Genomic DNA, 14,909 nt, shown 5'->3' with positions numbered 1-14,909 from the left:
AAAGTAGGCGATGCAACAAATATGCAACGTGAGCATCATCAGTTCGATAGGAATAAAGAATGAATCATAGACAAAAGAATCAAGTGGCCTTTGAAAAGAGTGGTAAGAACATTGAAGTGGGTGCCGCTAATCTGTGCCCAATGGACCCGGTTATTCTTGCTGCAACTAATGAGGCGTCAGACTATGTTATTCAAACCTTTCAGTCAGGGCTAACTGCGGAGGTGTATCGTCTTTGTATACAAGGCAAAGATTATACCCTTAAAAAGAGACGCCCTAAGTCGGGTGTGAGCAATATAGATGGTCAGTATTCTTTTCTTAACGAGGTACAAAGGCGACAAGATTTTTACCGATTGAAACAAGATGAGCAAATAGGGAACGAGTTCGATTGTATTGTGGACACCGTTTATGCCAATTATCAGTTGGGGATAATTTTGTCTCCCTGGATAGAAGGTGAACAAATTACGGATGTAACCCCTCCGCTCATCGAGCAGCTTTTTAGCACCTTGATCGCATGTGAAAAAGCCAACCTTATGGAATGGGACTTATGCAGCGGCAATATGCTGGTGGATAATATGGGTAAATTAACGCTTTTTGATTTCGGGTACATGTACCCAATGAGTCCTTGTACTGAGTTTAATAGTAACGGATTGAGCGACCCTATATTTCATATGGTCGAACGTTTTGAAACGCGATTCTATTTTGGTTGGTTACTAACCAATAACGTGTCCAAGTCAAGGCAGCTAGATAATTATAGGATTGTAAAACAGTTGGGTGTGAAGGCATTTGAAAGTAAGATTCGTTGGTTAGTTGAACAGAATGCGGATAACGTTGTGATTAATCACTTCGAACGAATTGTGAATAAATGGCGTGAAGCACTCATAAATACGGAAGAGCTAGGCAAGTTATTTAGATTAGAATCTTTCCGTTCACATGTTCTGGATATAGAGGATGACTTGCATGGAAAAAGCTGCACATCGACAACGGCCATGCGTGTTGAATATGTCCTACACAGCCTTGAAGAGGACTATGATGATCTGTTGCTACAGGGTGGGTTTTTCTATCAAAACAGCGATAAGTCTAAGGATGAATTGATTCAGAGTTACAAAGAAAAAAAGGCTCTTGTTGCTCGCTATCAAAGTAAGTAACGCATTATGCGGCTATCTATGCTGTATCTTATTTTCTGCTGTTTGCACCGACTATTTACCATTCCCTCCGTATATCGCCCATTTATCGCAAACACCAACACGTTCCCACTCTTAAGGTTAACCTTTCAATATTAACCATATGGAAGGGACAAACACATGAAATCGATGATCGCAACAAACTCAATCGTTGTTGGGCTTTTGTTTAGTAGTCAGGTTTTTGCCATACCGAGTGAAGAGCTCATTGCTCAATATAATCAGGCGGCTCAAGGGGATGAAGCTAAAGTCGAGGTTGTATACGAGCAACTGCAAAGTGACTTAGAGCGTAATGGCGCGGACGCACTTAGTTTGGTTTATCTAGGTAGTACGCAAACACTGATGGGCCGAGATGCATTTATGCCTTGGAACAAGATGAAACACACCGAACAGGGGTTAGCCACTATAACTAAAGGGCTAGACCTGTTGGCTAACGATACAACTTCCCTCGAGAAACAACCGATCCGACAAGGTCTACCAGAATCAATTCTGAGCCGTGCTATCGCCGCTTCTACCTTTACTTCGCTTCCTGATATGTTCAATCATTTTGAACGAGGCTATGACCTATATTTGGATCTTCTGGCTGAGGAGCGCTTTACCTCTCAACCATTCGCGACCACCTCATGGATCTACTTTTACGCGGTAAAAGCCGCTATCAGAGCGGAAGATACCTCACAGGCGGAACGTTGGCTGGAAGAGATGAATAAACGGGATAGCAACAATCCTATGACCCTACAAGCAGAAGCTGCTTTTTCGGAAATAAAAACTTCGCTTACGAACGTTAGCCTAACAAACGCCAAGCAAGTGGGATAGGAGGTACGTTATGTTGAACTTTAATCAGATTAGCAAGCAGTATGCGCTTGGTCACCAGAAAGTGGTTGCTCTAGATAAGGTCAGTGGTGCGATTTCTAAAGGCGAGATGCTGGCACTGTGTGGACCATCTGGCTCTGGAAAAAGTACCCTACTTAATATCTTAGGTTTATTGGATGTGGACTATTCCGGATCGATTGAGCTTGATGGAATCGCTTATCCCAAACACCCACTCCACGCGGCAAAAATAAGGCGTTCTCGGTTGGGATTCGTTTTTCAAAAGTTCAACCTAGTTCCTGTAATGAGTGCGTGGGAAAACGTCGCTTATCCGTTGATGTTGAATGGCTATTCGCTACGAGAACAAAAGAGAAAAGCGGAAGCAATATTAGATAAAGTCGGGTTAGGTGCGTTCTCACATCATCGACCAGACAACCTGTCCGGAGGGCAGCAACAACGGGTTGCGATTGCACGCGCACTTGTTCATCAACCAGAAATGGTGATTGCAGATGAACCGACAGCCAGTTTAGACAGCCACACCGCGTCTGTTGTTATCGATCAAATGAAATCATTGGGTCACGAAATGGGAACCACCTTTATTGTTGCCACGCATGACGAGCGAATGGCTCGTCACTGCGACAGGATAATTAACTTACAAGATGGAATGATTGCTAAAGAGGAAATGAAATGGGTCAGTTAATTTCACAGCCGTTGCGTATTGCGTTTCTCAATCTAACCCGCAATAGCCGTCGTAGTTTACTCTCGATTCTCATTGTTAGTATTGCTGTATTCGCACTCACTTCCGCAGGTGGTTTTGGGCTGTATACATACCAATCATTGCAGGAGTCTACTGCGCGTGATACCGGACACCTCACTCTCAGCCAACCAGATTTTTTTGAACTGGATGAAGAGGCGCCTTTAGCCAATGGACTGACTGACAGCGACGATATTATCAAGAACCTTTTGTCGAATGACTCAGTTCGAGGAATACAACCAAGAATAGAGTTCACTGGCTTGATTTCGAACGGTAACAAGTCGACTATTTTTGTTGGAACTGGTGTCAATGATAGGGAATTTGATATGAAAGGCCCATTTTTAGATGTTAGGAAAGGCAAAACTTTGTCTAATATTCTTTCTAGTCGATACGACGCATCAGAGCCCGAAATCATGTTGGCCGTCGATTTAGCAAAGAACCTGAAGGTAACAACGGGAGACTGGGTTACTTTATTGGCAAGTACGAGTGAAGGCGCGCTTAACGCGATTGATTTTAAAGTACATGGCATCTATTCCACTGGGGTGCCTGAATTGGATAAACGTCAACTTTATCTGCATATTCAATCGGCTCAGCAGTTACTAGATAGTGAAAAAGTGAGCACGTTATCGGTGTTCTTGTTCGAAACCGCGCAGACCCTAATTGCAAAGGATTGGGTAGAACACGTATTAAGTAACATGGTTCTAGATCAACCTGTAGAAGTAACGCCATGGCAAGAGCGGGCGTTTTTCTACGTGAAGGTTAAGAACCTTTATGACCGTATTTTCGGCATCATGGGCGCGGTTATGGGCTTGGTTGTTTTTGTTGCGATATTCAATACCATGACGATGTCGGTAACAGAAAGAACTCGCGAAATTGGTACCTTATCTGCGTTAGGCACTTATCCAAGAGAGATTGTATCTGGCTTCGTTCGAGAATCTATTATGCTTGCGGTTATCGGCTCGCTGTTAGGAGGTATCACTACGGCACTGACAAGCTTATTTCTTACCTTTTCAGATATCCAAATGCCACCACCACCAGGTAGTACGGAAGGGTACCCTTTGAATATCTACTTCTCTTTTGAACTCTTTACCTATAGCGGGTTTGGCGTTCTTATCATCTGCGTCACAGCCGCGTGGTTGTCCGCTCGAAACGGTGTGAAGAAACCAATAACGGAGGCACTAATCTATGTCTAAGTACTTTCAAAAAAACCTGAAAATGACCATGTTGCTTTTTGTTCTCAATGGCGTTTTCGTGGGTCAAAGTGTGGCGAACGATGTTGCTGATATGGTTAAAAAAGCCGATGAATACCGATTAGATTCCTCCTCATCAAAGGTGGTTTCTAAAGTGACCCTTTTCGAACATGACCGAATCGATAAAACGCGAGAGTATCATGTTTACACGAGGCCAAATCGTGAATCTTTGGTGGTATTTAAATCGGCTGTAGAAGCGGGACAAAAAATGCTGATGTTAGGCGACAATTACTGGTTAGTTATGCCCAAAAGCCGCCGTCCTATTCGAATTACGCCAATGCAGAAACTGTTGGGGGAGGCATCAATAGGGGATATATCGACCCTGACTTGGAGCGATGACTATCAAGCAACAATGGTTGGTACAGAGAGCGTCGTCACCCAAGAAAATCTAGGCATTGATGCCCACAAACTGAACCTATTAGCGACGACAAAAGGGGCGAGTTATCAACATATTGACCTATGGCTAGATGCGCGCAACGGTTTTCCTATTAAAGCCGATCTCTATCTGCGTTCAGGGAAGCTCGCAAAACAGGCTTTGTTTACTCAAGGCGAAAGAGAAGGCAGGTTGCAAGTGGTGGCGATGACCTTGATTGATAAAATTCAACCAGCTAAAAAAACCATCATCGAATATCAAAGCATTATGCCGATGACCTTGGAAGATAAGTATTACAATCCTGCGTATTTGACCCGTAACTCAAAACTGGATTTATAGTATGAATAAAGGCCTTGTTATTGCCGCTATTTTTAGCTTTTATTCGCATCTATTGCGAGCAGAGGAACCTACGTTTCAGTGGGATTGGATACTCAGTACAACAACGACTAAGTACCAAGACTCGTTGTTGTTTGGTGAACCTAAAGAGGCGCAGAGTCAACGTGTTGATGGTTTGATCGACGTTCAGATCGATTGGGACCGCTGGACCGGCCTTTTTGCTGCGAATGGTCAGAGAATGTGGAGCAGTGATGATAGCCAATCTTTTGATGGAGAACTTATCATTCAGGAGCTCTTTTGGCAGGGTGAGTTAGACAACAGTTTTATCCCTGTGGATGTGACCCTAGGTAAACTGAGACTTGATTGGGGAGTCGGCTATGGCTTTCGTCCGTTAGATATCTTTAAGCCCTATCGACGTAACCCCATTGGGATTCAAGTAGAGGAGGGCGCAGGTACGGCGCTCGTCTCCTATTTTGATGCGCAAGGAGAATGGAGTGTTGTGTATACCGACTCGTCTTGGACTCAGCAACAAGGATACCCAATAGAAGAACAATCACAACAGCAAGGGATCGGTGTAAGGCGTTATGCTCTGAAAAACCGTAATGAGTGGCAGGTGATCGCCTACTATGATGATGTTCGAAAAGGGCTTTTAGCAGGCTCATTGGTAACGGTTTTAGATCAAGCATGGGAATTTCATAGTTCTGCTGTATTTCAAAGAAAGCACCTCAGTATCGAACAGGGTGAGCAACTGTCTCCGGTAGCGTTGACTCATTCTGACGACAGCTTTCAAGTGTTGATGGGGCTCAACTGGGCGAGCAGCCAAGGCCACAATATAATACTAGAATATTGGTATGATGACAGAAGTTGGGGAAAAGACGAGTGGTCTCAGGCATTCGAAAGGGTAGAAGCGCTAGATCAAGACACGTCAACCCAGTCTATTGCTCGATCCTATGCAAGTGGATTGAACCTACCGAATTTAATGAAGCATAACGTCATGTTTCATTGGGCGTTAGATTCAAGTGGCTGGAGCCATTGGGATTGGAGTCGTAATAGTTTGTGGCTCGACAATATTGAGCCAACCTTTGATCTGCTCTATTCACCTGAAGATGGTGGCTTAATTGCGACGCAATGGATAAATTATCATGCCTATGATTCAGGGTCTGCGGCTTTTGATGTAGAGTTGGCCGCCAGATTATTAACCGGGAAAAGCCGTTCGTTGTATGCAAATTTATCAGATAAGCATATGATTCTATTAAATCTTAAAGGAAAATTTTAATGGCTAAGAGTAAAAGTGATGCAAATGGTTGGATAAACAGCATCGTCTTAACGACTTTTTTTTGCACCATCATTGCTTTTGCGACACAGGCCATTTGGGGGAACTCGATACTGGATCATTTCATTATCAGTTTTGGCTTCGGTTACAGCGCTGTGTTTACGGCGCACTTACTTGGCCGTTATCAGCCTCAGCTCTCTTCACGAAATGTTAGCCTCTTCTCTCTCGGGCTATCGATGTTGTTCGGTACGGCTAATGCCTATTTCTGGATGAATCAATATGCGGATCTTAATGATGTTGCGCGATTGAAACCTATTATTTTTCTTGGATTTATTTTCACAACGGCCTGTTTCTTTTATTTTCACAGTCAAGAGCAAAAATTGGCCGCGCAAAAGGAATTGGAGGTCGCTAAGCGCAAACAATCGGAACACGAAAAGGCGTTAATTTTAAGCCAGTTAAAACAGCTTCAAAGTCAGATAGAACCACATTTCTTATTCAATACTCTCGCCAATATAAACACCCTTATAGAACATGAGCCGGCGAGCGCGCGTCTTATGCTGGAACGCTTAACAGAATTACTGAGAGAAACCTTGAAAAGCAGTCGAGAACCGTTTACGACGTTACAACGAGACCTTTCTTATATCGATGCCTATCTTGCAATACAAAAAATTCGTTTGGGTAATCGACTGAATTATACGATCTCAAATTACATCGATAACGAAGTCCATCTCCCACCTTTCTTGTTACAACCTTTGGTCGAGAATGCGATTCAACACGGTATAGAACCGCGAGTGAATGGCGGTAAAATTGAGATAAAAGTAAATCAAATAGAACAAGATATCCTCATAGAGGTTATCGATAACGGGGTCGGTCTTACTGGTTCTTCGGCCCATATAGGTCACGGAGTAGGCTTAGACAATATTCGCCAGCGTTTACAAGCATTGTTCGCAGGAAAGGCGACACTAACCATATCGGAATCAATATCTGGCGGTGTTCAAGCTAGGCTAAAAATAGCCTTATCTGCATTGCGTATGCTACAGGAGGCAACAGATGAAAGCGTCTAATTTTACGGCCATTATCGCTGATGATGAACCACTGTTAAGATTTCATCTGAATAAGGTTCTTGCTGATCTTTGGCCAGAATTAGAGATAAAAGCACTAGCGGAAAATGGGCAACAAGCGCTTGAGCTAATCGAACAGCATCAACCTGATGTTGTTTTTCTGGATATCAAAATGCCAGTGTTGGATGGTATGTCGGTCGCCGCTAGGATCACAAAAGATGAAAATGCACCGAATATTGTTTTTGTGACGGCTTACGATGAATTCGCTGTACAAGCCTTCGAAGCGAATGCGGTGGATTACCTGCTTAAACCGTTGTCCGATGTCCGTTTGGACCAATGTATTAAAAAGGTAAAGGCCCGATTAACAGAGCAAAAACCGCCTGTTTCGGTGGAGTTAACAACCTTAATGAGCCAAATCCAGGCACTCACGTCCAAAGCTCAACCAAGCTACTTAACATGGATTAAAGCCAGTAAAGGTGACGATATTCACTTGATTTCCATCTCGGAAGTGCTTTATTTCAAAGCAGAAGATAAATATATATCGCTTTACAAATACGAAGAAGGTAGCTGTACGGAGTACCTTTTGCGCACGTCACTTAAAGAGTTAATATCGCAGCTCGACCCTGATATGTTTTGGCAAATTCATCGTTCAACGGTTGTGAATGTGTCGGCCATCGAGAAAGTGAAGAAGGATTTTAAGGGAAAGATGATGGTGACAATTGGCGCGACGAAATTACCAGTAAGCCGTGCCATGCAAAGTTTGTTTACTAATAATTTGTAAAAGTAATTGGTAGGGCTAAATGGTGATGACACTTAGTGTGCGTCATCGACAAGCCACACTGATGCTATAGGCGTAGAATTAACTTCTCGCCATCGCTGCCAACCATACTACCCAACTGAGGCTATGCAACCAACCTGCGATAGCTATTTTTAGCCAAATTCTTGTGCCTTTCTTGTCTGTGTAAATGAGAGACTTTACCAGCTCGAAAACAGGAGAAAACATGACTAATATGAGCAAAAGCGGTGGAATTATACGGCCGATGTTAGGCCCCATAGTCAGCACCATGGTGCCGCTAGCGATGATGGTAAGTACCAGAAATAGCATCAATTTGATACGGTAATTGCGGTGTACCCCTATCGCATACAAAACATAGATGTAGGCAAGCAATGCCGCGTAGGGCAGATTGAGTATGTAATCGATCTTTATCATCGAGAAAGGCAATAGGTTCCATAGATTCATTGTTTATCCTTTTTACTCTACTCTTTAGTCAATATTCTCGCTGACTAAAGTCGTCAATCTTCTTGTTCAAGCATCTGCCAGTAAGTCCCTTCTTTCTTTGTCATCTTTTTCAAGGACCGTTTGGCTGGTGGAATACCTCGTAAATGGTCCACCAAGTCCTTTATCACGGGCAGTTTATTAGCATAATAAGAATGGGATTCAGGGATACTCCAGGGCGCTGCATTGAGTTCGCTTGTGTCAACAATATCAAAGTTATCAACGAGGCTAACAGGCATGCCTAAGCGCCTAACTTGGTTGACTTTTTCTGACGCAATCAAGGCGCCATCGTTTTCAGATGTATAGATAGCCCAGTTGGTGGCAAGTCGATTGATTCGTGGGGCCAACTGATATTGAAACCACTCACTGTCAACATCTGGGGCGGCAAGAATAACGCTACCAAATTGAAGCGACTTACTTTGCTCCTGTAGTGCGAGTTCGTTAAGTGCATTGAGAAGAACTTGGTTCCCCATGCTATGGGCAACGATATGTATGTTGGCATTGGGGAATTGGTTATCGAGTGTGGTTAGGAAACCAGCTAGGTAAGTCGCGCTCCAGATAGCGTCTTCACGATCGGAAGCGTAACCAAGGAGAGAGGCATTTGACGGCCATGAAAATAAGACAGGGACACCAGAGTAATCAAAATCGTATGCCATTTGTGCGGTACGTTTTATCGCAGACCCAAAAGCAACATTATAACCGTGTATATAGACAATAATGCTTTGCTTCCATTCACCAACCCCTTGTTCGACGGGGAGAGACGTCCAAAAATCATCAACACTCATTTCGGTCACTGATTGAATCAGTACGTGGTCGTTAGACTGCTTCAACCATTTAATTGATAAGAATGGTTGTTCAATGTGGCCTTTCTTATGGTTTTTTGGAATCGAAACCTTCGCCATTCCCATATGAAGCGGCTGTGTGATATCTCTGAGTGCACCGTAGTAATTGTCGTTTTCTTTTTCTGGTGAGCGAGTGGTGCCGTAATAAACGGTCTGTACGTAAAACTCTTTTTCATCCACGCTACGAGAGGTAGGCAGAGGTTGGGCAACCGCGATGTTTTTTGCTAATTCAGTCATTGTCTCGAAAAGCTCGTCGGGTTGAGATTTACCAGCCAAAACATAAGCCGTATTTTGTAGCTCGATAATTTGGTCAAAAGAAAGCCCCATGTCTGTAACAAAATGGGCATTAGGCGATAGCGGTATTTCGTCATTAATTACTTGTCTAACTGCGCGAGCGACGAATTCTAAATCTGTATTGAGGGAATCGCAGGATGTCGCAATGACAGTGATGTCACTCTTTTTACCCTGTCGTTGAATGGTAAATAACCCTAGTGCACTTTGATCGGCATCTAACGTGGTAAGCCAAATAATAGTGTCAACATTGTCGTGTTTAGCTAGGACTGAAAATGGATTTTCGTGCGTCACTAAAGCCAGCTTGTTTTTTCCGGCCAACAGATTAATGAAATCTTCTGACACGAAACATTTTTCATCAGAGGAAGCCATTGAGTAGGTAGCAATGAGACCTAAAAATACACCCATGATGTAGCTAAAAAACCGTTTTGATTGACGGGGCATACTTTCCTCCATGAATAGTGACCTTACACACGATGTAACCGTATCGCTGCGTGTTTGTTTTCGCTTCCTAAATCTATTATTAGGCTAATAGTAAAATAGGGCAAACAAAAACGTTATTGATTAGTAGGCATATATAATTAATTTGCTACACTTTGAAAGTGATTTTGTTGGCTAAGACGATCCAGTTATCTCTTTAGCTAATAACTATCACCAACGTAGTGGTGTAAATATTTGTTTAAAAGGAATTAAGAATGAAAAATAAAGTCGTATTATTGTTGTCCACACTCGTTATTTTTTCCCCGCTCTCATTGGCGAAAGCCCCAAACATTAAAGAAGACGTAAAGGCCCAACCTAAGTCGACAATGTCCAATCTTGCTGTCGCAAAGCAACTGGGTCAAATCGGTATGGCGCAAAAAGACCCATTGTTATTAATTTCTGCCGCGAAGCTCTACAAAATGACGGCTATTGAAGAGAAAAAACGTGAAAGAAAAAGCCAGGGAGGCGAAAAGTCAGAAAAAGAGTCAGTCAGTCTAAACAGTGCTGAAGCACTATTGGAAGCGGCAACGGAGCTTTCTGGTGATAACAAAGCTTATATAGCGATGATAAAAGAAGTAGAAGGCCTTAAAACGCGAGGTAAAATGGGGGGCTCTGAAATACATTACGACACAATTGATGCAAAGGGAATGCACGAGTACGTGATCGATTATTACGGTGACGAGATAGCAGAATTATTGATTGTAGGTGATGGCGATACAGATTTGGATTTGCGCGTATTCGATGAGTATGGAAATCTGGTTTGCGAAGATGCGGATTACAGCGACACTATGTATTGCGCTTGGGTTCCTATCCTCAATGGTCCTTTTGTGATTGAAGTAACTAATCACGGTCGAGTCTATAATGAGTACGCAATAATATCTAACTAAAACCCGCTAACTAGTATCTTGGTATTTAGATTACGAGGTCTAGTTGTGTTACTTTGATTGATAGGCGAAATGAATTTTCGCCTATGTTCTCTATTATGATTTATTGAATAATCTCATTGTGTACAAGGAAGAACCAATGCGTTTTATTGCTCTGTTTTGCATGCTGGTATCGCCACTTTTATCCCACGCGTCGACCGTAACTACACCCAATTATCACGCTATCGTCGTGGGTGTTTCTGAATACCCTAACTTGCCTGATGGATTGGATCTTTCGGGGCCTAAATATGATGCACTAAGAGTGCAGAGTATGCTGCTACAACAAGGTGTGGCGGAAGCAAATATACAGCTTCTAGCCGATGGAGTCCCATCCGCTGTGCTGCCAACCAAAGCGAATATTCTTAAGGCTTTTGCGCAACTGGAATCAAATCTAAAGCCCGGTGATTTCGCTTACCTACATTTCTCAGGTCATGGCAGTCAACAACCTTCGGTATTTACTGGTGCGACAAAAAATAGTGATAGTGTTGATGGTTTAGACGAGATTTTTCTTCCCAGAGATACCGGTGCATGGTCTAAAAATATCGGGACGGTTGAGAATAGTTTAAGCGACAATGAAGTGGATATTTTGGTTACGCGATTACGAAATATTGGTGCCAATGTTTGGATTATTTTTGACTCCTGTCATTCCGGCACAATGACGCGAAGCGTGACAGGTAAAGAGATCAGGTCGCGCAGTATCGAGCCAAAAGTGTTGGGTATTAGCAGCGACAATAATACCATATCAAAAGGTTCGCTAGGCATGCCTCCAGAGAAAGGTAATCGTATTGCACCTTCCTCTTTGACTCCGGTAGCACTTAGTGAAAATGCAGGTGCGTTGATGAGCTTTGGTGCGGCTCAAAGCAACGAAGAAGCGCCCGAAATGTCATTACCTAGTGGTGAGGGAGAGGCACCTCAAGGATTATTCACTTTCGTCATGACATCCATAATTAGTCAAAATCCGAATATATCCTACCGTCAATTAGCGCAAAGCATATTAGCCACGTATAACAGCCTGCCTTGGCACAGAACCACACCACTTTTCGAAGGTGGACAGAGTCTTGATCAACCTATTTTTCATAAGACAGAGGAGGTCACGACGGTTTACGCTGTCACAACTAAGAAAGGACATCACTTCATTCAGGGTGGTCAATTAAATGGCCTAGAAGTTGGCGCAGTTGTTGATATCTATGAGGATATTTCAGCAAAAAATAGAGTCGCTACTTTAGAAATTATTCAGGCCGACATGACAACCAGCGAAGGCCGACTTGTGGAAGGTGAGATCGACACTCGATATTCATATGCAGAATTGGCAAGTCCTGCCTACCCAAAACCACTGACGGTGAAATGGCAAGCATTACCCGATGCAAACTGGGTTGACGCTGCAACAACGTTGATTGAAAAGAGCGAGCTATTAGACAGAACCGTGAAGTGGGTCGGGACAGATCAGCCAGCGGATATTTCATTGTATGCAGGCCGAGACACACTCTACTTTTTCACCTTGGAGAATGAAAAGCTACCTTGTCAGTTGCAAAATAATAGTGGAGTTTGTGATGTTGATGAGCGCGAAACGTATCTGTCTATGCCTTTAGATAAAGGAGAATTGAACCGCTATGAAGTACTTAATAATGGTTTGTCTCGAATGGTACGTTCACGAAATCTGAAACGTTTATCCGCAAGTTTAACAGGGCGTTCTCCCATCGTTTCTGAAGTATTCTTAAACGAACAACCACAAAGCCTAGAACAAGTGGTCAAGGCGACAGACGGCGATGATCTATATGTTAGCTTTGTTAATCAAGGCCGCGCCCCAATTGACCTAACGGTGATGTTTATCGATAGCGGCATGGGTATCTATCAGGTATTTCCAGAACCCGGTTATAGTGGACGGTTATTCGCTGGAGAAGCGGCGGAGTTTGAAGGGAACGTATCGAAATCGACCACGGGGGAGGAGCAATTTGTCGTCATTGCGATACCGACGAATCGCCAAGCTCCCCAGGTTTCACTTAGTCACCTCCAACAAGAGCCTATGCAAAGCTCGCAATTCTTTGATTCTCAATCGTTCTCCGTGAAGGCTCGTGGTTCCGCATCAGTTCAAGACTTATTTGCTCAATCGTTAGGGGACACACCGCAAACACGTGCGTTTGAAAAGAAGGGTAAATCAGTCGGCAAGGCAAGCATCAACGTAATACGTTTGAGAACAGATTGAGTTTTATGAGTACGAACAAAGGTGTGTGAGAGCAAATGAAGAGTAGGCAATGAAAATAAGTCAGCAATGGAAAGTTGTACTGAACCTGTTCTACCAAAAATATAATTTTATGATTCAGTGGTTGATGCTGTTCCTGCTTGGCGCATGGGTTATTTTTAGTGATCCTTTTGGAATTGGCAGTGCCAGTGAACGAGCAGGTGAGCAAGCCATCTACAAGCTCACCGCACATTCCTACGACTCGACCAAAAGTCAGCCTAATATTCTGGTTGTTTTGTTCAATGACAAAGCGATAGAAAACCTCTATCCCGAGATCTGGCAATCCAATGACTGGCCGCTTTCCTACTTGGATCAAGTTAACATGCTAACCGCGATAATGGCGCAATCTCCAATGGCGGTTTTCTACGATGTAATGTGGATGAAGAAACGCGCCTTGGATGATAGTTTTGACAGAGCTATCGCGAAGTTAAATGCTGCACGTGCTGCCACAAATGTTCCTCTCTATTTTGCACAAGGTAAAGCTGACTCCGTTATGGAAAAAGAGGTTAGGGAAGCACTAAGTCCGTCGGTCTCTTTGGTTCCTAATGGATGGGAAGAACGAGCAGAGTTATATCCACTTTATACGCATGAGGTGGCGACCACTGCTAACGTACTGTATCAAGAATATTGTAAAAATAGAGAGTGTGAATCACCTATACGGGATGAAAAATACCCTATTAGTGTTCGATGGAGTGAAATCGCGGCGCCAGTCTTGCTATCCCATCGTAAAGACGAGTGTATACAACTAGATAACTCTTGGTATAGCGTCGTTTGGAGTAGTGTAAATAAGGTTATTAACAGCATCATACCAATGACGGATGATCAACAGGTGCAAAAAATATGTCCACCGCAAAGGGTGCTCTATATTGATGAGCTTATGGCGTTAGCCCGTTCCCCAATCGATGAAGAGCGGCAACAACTTAAACGTTGGGTTAAAGACAGTATTGTATTGGTCGGCGGCCAAATAGAAGGGATACATGACTATGTTATTTCACCGGTACACGGTGCGATGCCCGGTGTTTTTTTTCACGCAATGGCCCTTGATAACTTGATGGTCGATCAAAATGAGTATATTCGAGATGACCCAAACGCTGAATATATCAATTTAATTGTGTGGGCTCTGTATATCACATTGTTGGTGGCGGTAAGACGCTTTGCCTATAAACATAAAGTGTTGATGTGTATAAAAAGCAAGCTTCTGTTATCAAGTCTTTTTTATGTATGTGTTGTTCTGTTTTTTGCCTATGGTGTGTTTCATCTAGCGCCTGCTAGTTGGGTCTCTATTCTAGCTCTGGGTTGGTTAGGCATTCAGCTAATAGAGCGACTAGAAAGGCGAATGGGGGAGTGGAGGGATGAGACGAAATATGAAGATTAACTTAAGTGCATTAGGAACGATGATGAACTTAGCGAAGCGGATGATTCTCTTGTCTATCACACTATCCATGGCAACGTCAGTTAGTGCTACATTGTTGGTGGAACAATGGATTGAACCTGCAATAGACGTTGAGTTTAGCGATGGTTCATGGAAAATAATGTCCGTTGAAAGACTACCATCCCCACCCTTCATCGTTCAAAAGGAAGAAACCTCTAGGGTTTTAATTAATATTAGACGAGTAGGTTTAGTCTGGGTTAGACGTTCTTCGGTTAGATTTAGTGAAGAGAGCTTAATCCTTAATTGCCAGCAGTCGAAAAGTGCTCGCTCAAGTAATCACCAAAATTTTGGTATGAGAGGGGACAGTGATAGTGTGTCATTAACGTGTATTGATAGCCAACCAGACCCCAATAATAAGCCCCGTAATCCTGAACATTAAATCTATCTTTTTGCA

14 protein-coding genes are annotated in these 14,909 nt (G+C 43.1%); 12 read left to right on the top strand and 2 right to left on the bottom strand.

The window, feature by feature from the left end:
* Positions 1 to 59 precede the first annotated feature (59 nt).
* The 8 genes from IUZ65_RS08960 to IUZ65_RS08925 all read left to right on the top strand — a co-directional run bounded on the left by IUZ65_RS08960 (position 60) and on the right by IUZ65_RS08925 (position 7,813).
* The gene (locus tag IUZ65_RS08960) at positions 60 to 1,145 is read left to right on the top strand and encodes a phosphotransferase (RefSeq protein ID WP_195703407.1); all 1,086 of its coding nucleotides are present in this window, start codon (positions 60 to 62) and stop codon (positions 1,143 to 1,145) included.
* Positions 1,146 to 1,301: 156 nt separating this feature from the next.
* Positions 1,302 to 1,991 (top strand): hypothetical protein, encoded by a 690-nt coding sequence (locus tag IUZ65_RS08955; protein WP_443083708.1) that lies wholly within the window; start codon positions 1,302 to 1,304, stop codon positions 1,989 to 1,991.
* Positions 1,992 to 2,001: 10 nt separating this feature from the next.
* Positions 2,002 to 2,685 (top strand): ABC transporter ATP-binding protein, encoded by a 684-nt coding sequence (locus IUZ65_RS08950; protein ID WP_195703406.1) that lies wholly within the window; start codon positions 2,002 to 2,004, stop codon positions 2,683 to 2,685.
* On the top strand, positions 2,673 to 3,932 hold the full coding sequence (locus tag IUZ65_RS08945) for an ABC transporter permease (protein ID WP_195703405.1): 1,260 nt from the start codon (positions 2,673 to 2,675) through the stop codon (positions 3,930 to 3,932). The genes IUZ65_RS08950 and IUZ65_RS08945 overlap by 13 nt, the downstream gene beginning before the upstream one ends.
* A 22-nt stretch (positions 3,933 to 3,954) precedes the next feature.
* On the top strand, positions 3,955 to 4,701 hold the full coding sequence (locus IUZ65_RS08940; protein WP_195705055.1) for an outer membrane lipoprotein-sorting protein: 747 nt from the start codon (positions 3,955 to 3,957) through the stop codon (positions 4,699 to 4,701).
* A gap of 1 nt (position 4,702) precedes the next feature.
* Positions 4,703 to 5,974, top strand: a complete 1,272-nt coding sequence (locus IUZ65_RS08935; RefSeq protein ID WP_195703404.1) for a hypothetical protein — start codon at positions 4,703 to 4,705, stop codon at positions 5,972 to 5,974.
* Entirely contained in the window at positions 5,974 to 7,035 is a 1,062-nt protein-coding gene (locus IUZ65_RS08930; RefSeq protein WP_195703403.1) for a sensor histidine kinase, read from the top strand. The genes IUZ65_RS08935 and IUZ65_RS08930 overlap by 1 nt, the downstream gene beginning before the upstream one ends.
* Complete coding sequence (locus IUZ65_RS08925) at positions 7,022 to 7,813, top strand: LytR/AlgR family response regulator transcription factor (protein ID WP_195703402.1); 792 nt, start codon at positions 7,022 to 7,024, stop codon at positions 7,811 to 7,813. Before IUZ65_RS08930 ends, IUZ65_RS08925 begins: the two co-directional genes overlap by 14 nt.
* 78 nt (positions 7,814 to 7,891) lie before the next feature.
* On the opposite strand, the gene IUZ65_RS08920 is transcribed toward IUZ65_RS08925, so the two are convergent.
* Together IUZ65_RS08920 and IUZ65_RS08915 are read right to left on the bottom strand one after the other, a co-directional pair.
* Complete coding sequence (locus tag IUZ65_RS08920; RefSeq protein ID WP_195703401.1) at positions 7,892 to 8,272, bottom strand: hypothetical protein; 381 nt, start codon at positions 8,270 to 8,272, stop codon at positions 7,892 to 7,894.
* A gap of 53 nt (positions 8,273 to 8,325) precedes the next feature.
* Positions 8,326 to 9,885, bottom strand: coding sequence for an alpha/beta hydrolase (locus IUZ65_RS08915; protein WP_195703400.1), 1,560 nt, complete (start codon positions 9,883 to 9,885; stop codon positions 8,326 to 8,328).
* 251 nt (positions 9,886 to 10,136) lie between these two features.
* Here IUZ65_RS08915 and IUZ65_RS08910 point away from each other — a divergent pair, with 251 nt between their 5' ends.
* From IUZ65_RS08910 to IUZ65_RS08895, 4 genes are all read left to right on the top strand, one after another.
* Positions 10,137 to 10,808 carry a hypothetical protein gene (locus tag IUZ65_RS08910; protein WP_195703399.1) on the top strand — a complete coding sequence of 224 codons (672 nt, stop codon included), beginning with the start codon at positions 10,137 to 10,139 and terminating at the stop codon, positions 10,806 to 10,808.
* Positions 10,809 to 10,944: 136 nt separating this feature from the next.
* Positions 10,945 to 13,047: a caspase family protein gene (locus tag IUZ65_RS08905; protein WP_195703398.1), complete on the top strand. Its 2,103-nt coding sequence runs from the start codon at positions 10,945 to 10,947 to the stop codon at positions 13,045 to 13,047.
* Between the two features lie 49 nt (positions 13,048 to 13,096).
* The gene (locus tag IUZ65_RS08900; protein WP_195703397.1) at positions 13,097 to 14,458 is read left to right on the top strand and encodes a CHASE2 domain-containing protein; all 1,362 of its coding nucleotides are present in this window, start codon (positions 13,097 to 13,099) and stop codon (positions 14,456 to 14,458) included.
* Entirely contained in the window at positions 14,448 to 14,894 is a 447-nt protein-coding gene (locus IUZ65_RS08895) for a hypothetical protein (protein ID WP_195703396.1), read from the top strand. Before IUZ65_RS08900 ends, IUZ65_RS08895 begins: the two co-directional genes overlap by 11 nt.
* Positions 14,895 to 14,909: the final 15 nt, after the last annotated feature.

The organism is Vibrio sp. VB16, assembly GCF_015594925.2.
Classification (GTDB): domain Bacteria; phylum Pseudomonadota; class Gammaproteobacteria; order Enterobacterales; family Vibrionaceae; genus Vibrio.
This window is presented reverse-complemented; position numbering and strand designations above follow the sequence as displayed.